The sequence below is a fragment of the Pseudomonas sp. JL27(2026) genome (assembly GCF_056933555.1).
In genome coordinates, this window is the sequence record NZ_CM167794.1 from 3895309 (window position 1) to 3908877 (window position 13569).

Consider the following 13569-nt stretch of genomic DNA (forward strand, 5'->3'; position numbering starts at 1 on the left):
CAATAAAAAACCCGTGCCTGCTCGTCATTCACTGACGAACAGGTACGGGCATTGTTATCAGGCGTTGACGCAGGTTCGGGACTTGGCCAGCAGCGCTTCACGTTGTTGCGGTGTGAGACTGTTGAGCTTCAAACGTACCTGAGCGGTACGCTCCAGTGCACCCGGTGCCGTCTCGTCACGGGTCAGGGCAGCGGCCAGTTCGACGACGCTCGGATGGTCGAACACCACACCTGGGTGAACATCGAGCTGCAATTGCTTACGCAACGCCGACACCAGTTTGATCACCAGCAACGAGTGACCACCGAGGGCAAAGAAATTCTGCTCGATGCTCAGTTGCTCAACCCCCAGCAATTGCGCCATACCGTCGGCGAGCAGGGTCTGCAACGCCGTGACAGGCGCCACATAGACCTGCGCTGCCAACAGCGACTCCGGCGCCGGAAGACCCTGGCGGTCGAGTTTGCCGTTGGCCAACCTGGGCAAACGCTCCAGCGCAAAGAAATGCGCAGGCAACATGGCTGCCGGAAGGCTGGCAGCCAGTTGTTCACGCACGGCGTCGAGCCAGCCTTCGGCAGACGTGTCCTGCGCCTGGACATACGCCACCAATTGCACATTAGCCTCATCGGCATCGGCCGCTCGCCAAGTGCACACCACCGCTTGGGCAACGGTCGGCTGCGCCAGCAGCGCCTGTTCGATTTCCGCCAGCTCGATACGGAACCCACGCACCTTGACCTGATGGTCACGACGCCCTACCAGTTGCACGCCGCCCTGCGGCAGATAACGCCCCAGATCGCCGCTGCGATACAGACGCTCGCCCAAGCGCTGCGGGTGTTCGATAAACGCCTCGCCCCCCTGCTCATGCAGGTAACCCCGCGCGACTTGCTGGCCGCCGATGTACAACTCGCCGAGCGCACCCACCGGCACCTCGCGCAAGTGCTCATCGAACAGGTACACCGCGCAACCGTCGAACACCCGACGCAAGGGCACGCCGGCGCTCAGGTCGCTGTGCTGGTGAAGCGGCTGATAGAGCACGCCCACGGTGGTTTCGGTGGGGCCGTAATGGTTGAACAGACGGCACATCGGGGCGACCTGGAAAATCAATTTCACCAGGCTTGGCGCAACGGCCTCGCCGCCCAGCACCAAAGTGCTCGGCAAGTAAGTGCGGTCCTTATCGAGTAGCGCGCTGAGGTGCGACGGGACGATTTTCAGACAGTCGATACGCAGGCTCTGCAGGAAGTCGGCAAAGCGCTCGGCGTCCTGCATGTGTTCATCACTGGCAATGTGCAGGGGCGCACCCTGCAACAGAGCGGCGAACACCGTCGTGTGCCCCAGGTCGGCGGCCACGGTGGAGGTCATGGCGAACGACGTGCAGTCCGCCAACCCCAGCGCGGCCGTGGAGGCCAGCACGTAGCTGAGCAATTGCCGGTGTTCGATCACCACGCCCTTGGGCGTACCGGTGCTACCAGAAGTAAACAGCAGATAAGCCGGTTGATCCGCAGTGACCGGCGCCCAGTCAAACGTCACTGCGCGGTCAATTTCGGTCAACTGGTCCACCAACACCACTGGCGAATGCCCGTGCCAGTGCGCACGATCACTGACCGTCAATACCGCGCCGGCCTGCTCGCTCACCAGCGCCTGACGAGCCGCCGGCCACTGCGGATCGACCGGTACCCACGCAGCTCCGGCTCGCCACACAGCAAGCAAGGCCACCACCAGATCCATCGAACGTGGCAACGCCAGGGCCACCACCGTTGTCGGCTGCACGCCGTTGACACGCAACTGTCGGGCCAGTTGCTCGACGCGCTCGGCCAACTGCCGGTGAGTCAGCTGTTCACCGGCAAAACTCAAGGCCAGTGCATCAGGAGTACGTTGCGCCCACTCGGCAATCCGCTGTGGCAGGTTCGGACCATCCAGACTCAACGGCGAACCAACGCACTGCTGTTGTCGCGCCTGCTCCCGAGCGCCGATCAATGGCAGATCGGCCAACGCGGTGTCAGGGGCATCCGTCAGGCTGCGCAACAGCGTTTGATATTGTTCCAGCAACCCGTCGATAGACGCCTCGCTGTAACGCTCGGGGGCAAAGCGCACATGCACGGCGTGAACCTGTTCATCCGCCTCGATCAGCCGCAGCTCCAGTTCAAACGGCGCTCCGCCATCCTCAACGGCCAGCACCGACCAGTTCCCGTCGGCGGTCACCTTGGGCGACAACGCAGCCTCGCGAGCAACGCCAAAGGCCAGATGCTGCACGCTGGGCGGCGCTTCCACCGGCCAGTGTTCCTGCCAGGTCAGGTGCCCGTCCGCCAGCGCTTCCAGTGCTGGTAACCATTGGCCAAGGCTCTGCTGCAATGGCACGTCGATCACCAGTGGCAAGGTCTTTTCGAACACGCCAATGCAATCGGCAAAAAACTCATAGTCCTGCCGGCAATCATGGCGCCAGCCCACCTGCATCTGCGGCTGAGCGCTGATGCGTGCCAACAGCGTCCACCAGGCCGCTTGCATGACCCGCGTCACCGGCTGCCCCAACGTCTGAGCATATTGAGCGACGGCCTGTTGCAACGATGGGTCGAGTGCAACCCGCAGCGTTTGCCCCGCTAACCCGGTAGCCCCGTTGTGTCGATACGCCAGGGCCGGGGCGTTCGCAGCCCCCCTTTGCCGCCAGTACTCGTGACCGCTCGCCGCGTCTTCGTCCTGGGCCATTTCTGCACGCCAGTCGACGTACTGCGCATACTGCGCCGCCTCGGGATCCACCTCGACCGATTGATCGGCAACATAGGCCTGGTGCAATGCAGCATAAAAAACCGGCAACCCGTTCCGGTCACTCAGCAACGCCGAAATACGCAGCGCCAGGCCATGGTGCTGCTCACCCAGGCGGCACACATGCAAAACCGCCAGAGTCGGTGCGTCTTCAGCAAAACCTTCCTGCTGCAGCGTGCGCATGTGCGCTTCGAAAGCCGTCCAGCCTTGCGCCGCCGCTGGCTCGTGCAGCAACGGCCACCCCGAACGTTGCTCAAGCGTCTGGCGCACACCGCGATACGTTGGCACCCGCATCAAACGCGTGGCCAACACCGGTTGATGCGCCAACAACTGGTCGGCGGCGCGCTGCAAACGCGCCAGGTCCAGCTCACCACGCACCTCGATCAACAGCAGCAACGCACGATGGCTATCGGCAGCCGAACCGCTCAAACACGCTTGCTGCTCGGGGCTCAGGGCCTGACCGTAAGACGGGCTCATAGTCCGATCTCCTCTTCCTGCGCCTGACGCAGCGGTTGCGCCTGGGGTGTTTCCAGCCCCGAACGGTCGAACATGTCGCCCATCGCCACGACGATCTTGCGCGGGCCTTCATACGGGTCGCGGGCATGGGCCGCGAGCATGTTGTCCATCAGCACCACGTCACCTTTTTGCCAGTCAAAGCGCACTGCGCACTCCTCATACAAACGCCCGACCAGCTCCATCACCTCGTCTTCGATCGGTGTGCCATCGCCGTAGTAAACATGCCGCGGCATGTTATCCAGACCGAACATCGCGATCAGGTCCTCACGCACATCGGTGTCCAGGCAATGAATATGGTGCAGTTGCACCTGATTGAAGAACGAACGAGCGCCGGTCAGCGGATGGCTGATGACCGCCGGGCAACGGGTGCGGGTCTGCAACTCGTCGTTGTCCAGCCAGGTCCACTCGATGCCCGACTCACGGCAGCGGGCTTCGACTTCCTCGCGGCTGTCGGTCTTGAAGAAATGCCGCCACGACACATCGAGCTTGTCGGTAAAGGTGCGCACATACAGCAAGCCCTTGCGTTCGAACGTCTCCAGCAGGTCGGCCGGCAAGCGACGGCACATCTCGCGGCAGTCGACAATCGGCGTCGCGCCGCCCACCGGTGACGGCTGCTCGCAATAGAACATCTGCTTGCGCGGCCAGCGGTCCTGGTGCGAACTCTCGTTATGGAACAGGATCATTTTCTGTTCCGGGTACGGCGTGGAGCGGTAGGTATTCTTGCCGCCCTCCTTCTTTGGCAGATCGCCGTAGCGCCCGTACAGCCCAGGCTGCAACGCCTCCGCGAACTGCTCGAACTCATCGATACCGTTCAACGCAAACCCGCGAAACAGGATGCTGGCGTGGCTGGCGAGTTTTTCCTCGATCAGCTCACGGTGGTGCTTGACCCACTCAATGGCGTCCAACGTGCTGTCGCCTGGCTCGGCCAGCAACGGAAACACCTGGCCCTCGCGCAACTCGCGAAAACGTACCTGAGGCTCGGCGGCCGTCACCGGTGCCGGGGCCTTCTTGAGGAACTTGTTGAGCTTGTCGAACTTCTTGCTGGCGGCCTTTTCCATGGCAGGCACCGGGTGTGCAACGGGCATGACGAATTCTCCTGACAATGTGTGCCGGTCTTGCACCGCCTGCTCGAGAATGCCGATCCAGCTGCGCATCATCAGCTCGATGCGCTCGCGACGGAACAGGGCGACGGCGTAAGACCAATTACAAACAAGGCTATTTCCAAGTTCTTCAACGAACAGGCCCATCTCGAACTTCGAGTGGCGCTCTTTTAATGCCAACGGCTCCAGTTCCAGCCCGGCGACCCGCAAGGTCGCGGTCGGGGTGTTATTCATCACGAACAACACCTGAAGCAGCGGATTGATACCTTTGATGCGTTCCACACCACAGGCCTCAATGATCAGGTCCAGCGGCAACTCCTGATGTTCATAGGCACTCAGCGCTGTGCGCCGCACGTCTTGCAGGTAGTCGCTGAATGGTTGGTCGACGGTCAACCGCGAACGCATCGGCAACACGTTGACGAAGAACCCGATCAAACCTTCAAGCGCCAGTTGCTGACGGCCGGCAACGTCGGTGCCGATCACCAGGTCCGCCACGTCGCAGGTGCGGTGCAACGTCAGTTGGAATGCCGCGAGCAGCAGCAAATAAGGCGTGCAGCCCAATTCCTGGGCCAGGGCCTTGATCGGTTCATACAGTGCCGGCTCCAGGCGCAATTCCAGGCTGTCGCCGTCGTGGCTCGGCTGCGCCGGACGCGGGTAGTCGGTGGGTAGCGGCAACTGCGCCGGCACACCGTGCAGGCGCTCTCGCCAGAATTGCTGGTCCTGGGCCAGGAAGCCTTCGTTAAGCAGGCGCTGCTGCCAGAACGCGTAATCCAGATACTGCACCGGCAACGCGGCGAGCACCGCCGAGCCATCGTCGGCATCGGCGTGATAGAACGCCAGCAGCTCATCGACCAGCACCCCCATCGACCAGGCATCGGAAATGATGTGGTGCATGGAGAAGAACACCACGTGCTCTTCAACGCCCAGCTTGAGCACTTGCGCCCTCAGCAATGGTGCCTGTTCAAGGCTGATGCGCTCGGCGGCGCAGGTCAGCAACCACTCTTGCTGCATGTGTGCCCGGACCTCGCTGACCTGTGCACTGATGTCCAGCAGAGCGATGGGCAACTCGACCCAATTGCTGACCCGCGCTTGCGGATTGCCGTCCTCATCTTCGTGATAGGAGGTGCGCAGGATTTCATGGCGCTGCATCAATTGGGCAAAACTGCGCTGCAAGCGCGCCAGGTCGAACGGCCCGCGTGCCGTCAGCGCGGCCGGCATGTTGTAGGCCGCGCTTTCGCTGGAAATGCGCTCCACCAACCACAACCGCTGTTGTGCCAGTGACAGCGGCAACGTCGCACCGCGTGGTACCGGCACCAGCGCCGGTAACGACCGGCCCGACGCAGTCGATGCCTGACGCTCGGCCAGGCGTTCAGCCAGCGCCGACAGCTGCGGGCATTCGAACAGGTCACGCAGAGACAAGGTATCGAGGCCCTCGGCCCGGGCGCAAGACACCACGCGAGTGGCCAGCAACGAATGTCCGCCCAACTCGAAGAAGTGATCGTTGAGGCCGATCTGTTCGACCTGCAACACGGTTTCCCAGATCCGCGCCACTTGCTGTTGCAGGGCGGTGACCGGCGCCACATACCCCTGACGGCCCTCACTCATGTCCGGTAATGGCAGTGCCTTGCGGTCGAGTTTGCCGTTGGGGCTCAACGGCAAACGGGCCAACAAAATCAGGTGCGTCGGCAGCATGTAGTCCGGCAGCAACGCCTTGAGGTGCTCGCGCAAACCCTGGCGCCAGGCACTCTGCACTTCGGCGTCGGCATTCACGATATCGCCATTACCGGGCACCAGCCACGCCGCAATCTGCAACCCGCCCGGCCCCTCGAGCGTCATCACCAACGCCTCGCGCACGCCAGGGTATTCCTGAACCCGAGCCTCGATCTCACCGAGTTCGATCCGGAAACCGCGAATCTTCACCTGATGGTCGGCGCGCCCAACGTACTCGATCACCCCGTCCGCGCGATAGCGTGCCAGGTCACCCGTGCGGTACAGACGAGCGCCCGGTTCGCGGCCCAGCACATCCGGAACGAAGCGCTCGGCACTCAACGCCGGGCGATTGAAATAACCACGCGCCAGCAACTCACCGCCAATCAACAGTTCACCCACCACCCCGACCGGAACCGGGTTGAGGGAGTCGTCCACCAGATAAATCGAGCGGCCGTCGAGCACGCTGCCAATCGGCATCACCAGCGGCGGTACAACCTTGCCGCTGACGTAGTCCGCGCAATCCAGCGCCGTCACGGTCACCGTCGCTTCCGTGGGGCCGTAAGTGTTGAACAGGCGAATATGCTCCAGCCCGGCCTGACGCCAGGCCAGCAGGCCTTCGGGCGGCATGGCTTCGCCCCCCGCGTGAACCTGACGCAACCGTCCGTAGCTGTTGCGCGGCTGACTGGCGAAATCCCGCGCCAGCAGGTGCCAATACGCGGTGGTCACGTCGGCGACACTGATGCCGTGCTCGATCACTTGTTGATAGAACGTCTCGCTGTCCCACAACTCACCCCCGCGCAGCACCACCGAAGCGCCACAGGTCAGCGCCGGGTAAAGTTGCTCCACAAAGCCGTCGAAGTTGAACGTACCGAACTGCAACACCCGGTCCTCGGCGGTCAGCTCGAACAACGCCGACGCCACCTCGGTGTGCCGCGCCAACGACGCGTGATCAATCCCCACTCCCTTGGGCCGGCCGGTGGAGCCGGAGGTGAACATCACGTAGGCAAGATTCTTCGGTTGCGCCAGGTTCGGCAAATCGTCTTCGGGGTACTCGGCCAGCCATTGCAGATCGCTTTCCAGGCACAGGGTCTGCACATGCGCCGGGATCGGAAGGCGCGCCAGCAACGGTTGCTGGGTCAGCAGCAAATGCAGGCCGCTGTCTTCAATCATCCAGCCCAAACGGTCCTGCGGGTACTCAGGGTCCAGTGGCACGTAGGCACCGCCCGCCTTGAGAATCGCCAGCAGGCCGACAATCATTTCCAGCGAGCGATCCACCGCAACGCCCACCAGCACGTCCGGGCCAACGCCCAGCTCGCGCAGTTTGTGGGCGAGACGGTTGGCGCGACGATTGAGGCCGTCGTAAGTCAACTGACGCTCGTCGAGAATCAACGCGGGGGCCGTCGCGTGCAGTTGAACTTGTTGCTCGAAGCGTTGCTGTACGCACAGCGGTGCCGGTTGTTCGAGGGTCGACGGGTTCCAGCCATGGACGATGGCCTCGTACTCCTCGGCGACCACGGTTTGCAGGGCGCCGAGCGCGAGGTTGGCATTGCTGACGAACTGTTCGAGCAGGTGCCGCAAATGGTTCATCACCCGGCCGATGGTGTCGTCGGCAAAACGCTCGCGCTGGTAACCCAGGTTCAGCGACAGGCGTTCGCCGCTGTACACCGTCAGGGCCAGCGGATAGTTGGTGCGTTCATGGTTCTGCGCCGCGCTGAACGTCAGGCCACTGGCCGAACTCTGTTGCAGGCTCTGGGCAACCGGGAAGTTTTCAAACACCAGCAGCGTGTCGAACAACGCCTCGCCGGCCGACCCGGCCCAGCGCTGGATGTCGAACAACGGCGTGTGTTCGTGCTCGCGCATCGCCAGGTTCAACGCCTGCACCTGTTGAATCCACTGCGCCACCGTTTGCCGGGCGTCCGGCGCGGCAATCAACGGCAAGGTGTTGATGAACAGACCGATCTGCCGCTCGATACCCGGCAACTGCGCCGGGCGGCCCGACACCGTGGTGCCGAACGTCACACAGCGCTGGCCGGTGTAGCGTTGCAGCAACAGCATCCATGCGGCCTGCACCAAGGTGTTGAGGGTGACTTTGTGCTGACGGGCAAACTCGCCGAGGCGAGCCGAGGCCGATGTATCCAGCAGCAGATCGAGTTCGGCATAGCCCTCGCCCGCCATGCCCTGACGCGGCAACGCCGCCGCCAGTTGGGTCGGGCCGTCCAGGTCACGCAACTGCTCCATCCAGAACGCTTCGCTGACTGCCCCGTCCTGCCGTTGCAGCCAGTCGATGTACTGGCGATAACGCCCCGGCGCCGCGACCCGCTCGCCGGCATAACGCGAGAGCATCTCGGCCAGCAACTGCGCGTTGCTCCAGCCATCCATCAGGATGTGGTGACTGGTGTGAATCAAGTGATAACGCTGCTCGTCCAGACGGATCAGGGTCAGGCGCATCAACGGCGCTTGCACCAGGTCGAAACCTTGCTCGCGGTCCGTGTCGGCAAAGTCGTCCAGCGCGTGTTCGAGATCCGCATGCTCACGCCAATCGAGCACCGTCATCGGCAGAGTCACGCCGTGTTGAACAATTTGCAACGGCTGCTCGCTGTCACTCTGCCAGATGAAGCCGGTGCGCAAAATGTCGTGGGCGCTGACCATCTCCTGCCAGGCGCCACGGAAACGCTCGATGTCCAGGCCACTGACATCGACCCGCAGTTGATTGATGTACGCCGCTTCACCCGGCGAGTACAGGGTGTGAAAGAGCATCCCCTGCTGCATCGGCGACAACGGGTAGACGTCGGCCATGGCGGCGGCCGACAGCGGCAACGCGTCCAGCTGCGCCTGAGTGAGTCGGGCCAGCGGGAAGTCCGACGGCGTCACGCCGTGATGCCCGGCGTCGCAGCAATGCTCGATCACCGCCAGCAACTCGGCGCGCATGTCATCGACCAAATGCTGGATTGTTTCGTCGTGGTACATCTGGCTGCTGTACGACCAGTCCAGACGCAACGCGCCCTCGAACACCTGGCCGTCGATGCTCAGCCAGTTGCTCAGGCTCGCCGCCAGGCTTTGCCCGGCGCCACTGCTCTCGCCGGACGGCACCAGCAAGGCGTCGTCGGCGAAGCTCTGGTCGAACTGCCCGAGGTAGTTGAAGGTGATCCGCGCCTCGGCCAGCGCCTCCATGCGCTCGCGCACCGGTGGCTCGGCCAGGTAGCGCAGCACGCCATAACCCAGGCCTTTGTTCGGCACGGCGCGGATCTGCTCCTTGATCTGCTTGATCGACCCGGCCAGCTCCGCAGCCGGGGTCAGGCGCAGGGCAAACAGGCTGGTGAACCAGCCCAGGGTGCGGCTCAGGTCGAGGCCCTCGAACAGGTCCTCGCGACCGTGACCTTCCAGTTGCACCAGCACCGACGGCGATTGCGTCCAGCGGCACATCACCGTGGCCAGCGCTGTCAACAGCAGGTCATTGACCTGGGTCCGGTAGCTGAGGGTCGCGTGCTTGAGCAGACGTTCGGTCTGCGTCGAGTCGAGGCTCAACGACAGGCGCCGGGCGTAGCGGTTATTCAGGCTGCCGTGAGGATTGTCCTGGGGCAGCGCGGGCAGTGTCTCGCCCAGTTGCGCTTGCCAGTAGGCCTGTTCCGCCAGCAACTCGGGTTCGCTGGCATAAGCGTGCAACCGTTCGGCCCAGGCCTTGAAGGCACTGGTCTTGGCCGGCAGTTGCGGGGGCTGGCCGGCGAGCAGTTGCAGGTAAGCGCGTTGCAGGTCTTCGAGCAGAATGCGCCACGACACGCCGTCGACCACCAAATGGTGGATGGCCAGCAGCAAGCGCTGCTGTTGCGGGGTTTCGATCAACACCGCTCGCAGCAACGGGCCTTGTTGCAAGTCGAGGCTGGCCTGGGCCTGATCGCAGAGCGCGGTCACCTGGTCAAGCGACTCGACCGTGCGCTGCCAGAGCATCACCTGCCCGGCCTGCGCGTCCAACGGGCGATGCTGCGCCCGCTCACTGCCCGGCGCAAAACCCAGGCGCAGCGCATCGTGCTGCGCGTACACCGCTTGCAGCGCTTGGCTCAGCACCTCGGCGCGCAACGGCTCGCGGGCACGCAGCAACACCGACTGGTTCCAGTGCTGCGCCTGCTCGGTTACTTCCTCGAAGAACCACGCCTGCACCGGCATCAACGGCATGTCGCCGCCGACCAGCCCTTGCTCTTGAACCACCAGCGGGGTTTGCCCGGCCACGACGGCCAGGCTCTCGACGGTCTGATACTGGAAAATGTCCTTGGGGCTAAGGTTGATCCCGACCTGCCGGGCACGGCTGACGATTTGCAGCGAGATGATCGAATCGCCGCCCAACTCGAAGAAGTTGTCCTGGCGGCCGACCTCTTCAACGCCGAGCACCGATTGCCAGATCTGCGCCAGTTGCGCTTCGACGCCGGCCAGCGGCGCGCAGAACCCGGCGTCACGCGTCACGCCTTGGGGTTGCGGCAGCGCCTTGCGGTCGAGCTTGCCATTGGGGGTCAGCGGTAAGTGCGTCAGCAGCATGATCTGCGCCGGCACCATGTAATCCGGCAAGCTGAGTTTGAGGTGCGCCCGCAGTTGCTGGCGCAACGCAGCCTCGGATTCAGCACCGACCGACTCGGTGCCGGTGGCCACGTAGGCCAGCAGTTGCTGACCCTGTCCGTGGTCCTGAGCCAGTACCGCGGCTTCCCGCACCACCGGGTGCTCCAGCAGTTTGGCCTCGATCTCGCCCAACTCGATGCGAAAACCGCGAACCTTGACCTGATGGTCGATCCGGCCCACGTACTCGATCACCCCGTCGGCACGGTAACGCGCCAGGTCACCCGTGCGGTAGGCACGCCCGCCCAGGGTGTCGAAAGGGTCCGGCAGATAGCGTTCGGCCGTCAGCCCGGCGCGGTTCAGGTAACCACGGGTCAGCCCGACACCGGCCAGGTACAATTCACCCACCACGCCCACCGGCACCACCTGCCCCAGCTCATCGAGCACGTAGCTGCGGGTGCCGTTGAGCGGTCGGCCGATGCTCGCCCGGCCAGCGGCTTCGCGGCGGGTGTACGTCGAATACGTGGTGTCTTCGGACGGCCCGTACAAATCGTAAACGTGGTCCAGATGCGCCAACGCGTAGAGCCCGTCGACCACGCTCTGCTTGAGCGCCTCGCCGGCCAGGTTGATGATCCGCACGCTGGCCGGGATCGCCTCAGCGGCGAGCAACGCCGTGGCCGCCGAGGGCACGCTGTTGATCAGCCGCACGCGCTCGCGGGCCGGCAACTGCGCCAGCGCCAGCACGTTGTCGGCGATGATCAGGAAACCGCCGCACGACAGCGTGACAAAGAACTCCCACACCGACAGGTCGAAACACACCGACGTCGCCGCCAGCACACCGCTCAGATCCTCGCGGCTATACACCTGCCGCGCCCAGTCGATCAGGGCCGTGGTGTTGCGGTGTTCAATGCTCACGCCTTTGGGCCGTCCGGTGGAACCGGAGGTGTAAATCACGTACGCCAGATCACGAGGGTCATTCAACAGCGCGGGATTCTGCGGCGAGCAGGCCTGCCAGTGCGGCGCGTGCTCGTCGATGAACAAGCGCTCGACGCCAGCCTGTTCCGGCAACAAGGCGCGCAGGCTGGCGTGGCTCAACAGCCAGCGTGCGCCGCAGTCTTCGAGCATGTAGGCCAGGCGTTCGGCCGGGTAATCCGGGTCCAGCGGCACGTAGCCGCCACCGGCCTTGAGAATCGCCAGCAACCCGGTCAGCAGGTCCAGGGTGCGCGGCATCGCAATGGCCACCAGCACGCCCGGCACCACGCCGCGTTCGCGCAGGTAATGCGCCAGTTGGTTGGCCCGCGCATTGACCTGCGCGTAGCTGTATTCATAGTGACCGTCGATCAGCGCCAGCGCCTCCGGCGTGCGCTGGACCTGTGCTTCAAACAGTTGCTGCAAGGTGCCGGGCTCGGCCAACGCCGTGGCCTGGTTCCAGCCGTGAACGATGCGCTGGTATTCCTCATCCGCGAGCATCGACAGCTCGCCGATGGCGGCATCGGGCTGACGGATCAGGCTGCGCAGCAGGTTTTTCCAATGCTCGGCCATGCGCGCAATTGTTGGCGCGTCGAACAGATCGCTGGCGTACGTCAGCGCTGCATGCAGTTGGCCGCCACGCTCGTAGGTGTCGAGCGTGAGGTCGAATTGAGTGGTGCGCCCTTGCCAGTCCACTGCGCTCAGTTGCAAACCGGACGCGGTGGTCACCGCGGTGATGTCCGCCACGTGCGGCTGATGGTTGTACATCACCTGGAACAGCGGCGTATGGCTCAGGCTGCGCTCCAGTTTCAGCGCTTCCACCAGTTGCTCGAACGGCAGGTCCTGATGGGCCTGCGCGCCCAGCGCCGCTTCCTTGACGTCACGCAGCAACGCGTCGACGCGGGTCTGGCCGTTCAGTTGCACGCGCAGCACTTGAGTGTTGACGAAGAAACCGATCAGCCCCTCGATCTCACTGCGGTTGCGGTTGGCGATCGGTACGCCGATGCGGATGTCCGACTGCCCGGTGTAGCGCTGCAACAGAATGTTGAAGGCACCCAGCAACAGCATGAACAGGGTGATGTTGTGCTGCTTGGCGGTGGCGCGCAGCTGTTCGGCCAGCGCACTGTCGAGTTCGAATTCATGACGCGTGCCGCGATAGCTCGGCATCGCCGGGCGCGGGTGATCGGTGGGCAACTCCAGCACCGGGTGTTCGTTACCCAGACGCGTCATCCAGTAGTCGAGTTGACGGTCCTGCTCGCCGGCCTCCAGCCAGCGGCGCTGCCACAACGCGTAGTCGCTGTACTGAATCGCCAGCGGCGGCAAATCCGCTGCATCGCCCCGGTCATGGGCGTCGTAGCAGCGAATGAACTCATCGATCAGCACGTTCATCGACCAGCCATCGGAAACGATGTGATGCAAGGTCAGCAGCAGCACGTGCTCCTCGGCGTCCAGGCGCAGCAGCTTGACCCGCAGCAGCGGCCCGGTGGCCAGGTCGAACGCCTGCAACGACTGCTGCTCGACTTCGCCAATCACCGCGTGCTCACGCTCGGCCACCGGCAGCGCGCTGAAATCCGCCCGTTGAACCATCAACGCAGCGACCACCGGCACCTGCTCGATACGCTCGTCGTCCTGACGCTGGAAAGCCGTGCGCAGGGTTTCATGGCGCGCCACCAGGCTGGCAAACGCCTGTTGCAGCGCGGTCTCGTTCAGCGGGCCTTTGAGACGCACCGCGCCCGGCAGGTTGTAGGCGCCGCTTTGCGGGTCCAGTTGCCACAAGAACCACATGCGGCGCTGGGCGTATGACAGCTGATGACGATCCTCGGTCTCGACGCCCACCGGAATGGGGAACTGTGCGAAATCCACCCCCTCCCTGTTCAGGGCCGCGAGGAACATCCGGCGCTTTTCCAGGGGCAACCCGATAAACCGGCGAGCGAGTTTCAAGGCGTCATCAGCATTCATTTCATAACATCCGGGTCGATAG

2 protein-coding genes are annotated in these 13569 nt (G+C 63.7%); both read right to left on the bottom strand.

Going from position 1 to position 13569, the window contains the following annotated elements; all coding sequences use genetic code 11:
* Window positions 1-57: 57 nt before the first annotated feature.
* Window positions 58-3228: a non-ribosomal peptide synthetase gene (locus AC1Z1G_RS17740; protein ID WP_483621361.1), complete on the bottom strand. Its 3171-nt coding sequence runs from the start codon at window positions 3226-3228 to the stop codon at window positions 58-60.
* Window positions 3225-13547, bottom strand: a complete 10323-nt coding sequence (locus AC1Z1G_RS17745; protein ID WP_483621363.1) for an amino acid adenylation domain-containing protein — start codon at window positions 13545-13547, stop codon at window positions 3225-3227. Before AC1Z1G_RS17745 ends, AC1Z1G_RS17740 begins: the two co-directional genes overlap by 4 nt.
* Window positions 13548-13569: the final 22 nt, after the last annotated feature.

Coding starts and splice junctions, on each gene's coding strand:
- AC1Z1G_RS17740 (WP_483621361.1), bottom strand. CDS start 3,228: ATGAGCCCGTCTTACGGTCAGGCCCTGAGCCCCGAGCAGCAAGCGTGT.
- AC1Z1G_RS17745 (WP_483621363.1), bottom strand. CDS start 13,547: ATGAATGCTGATGACGCCTTGAAACTCGCTCGCCGGTTTATCGGGTTG.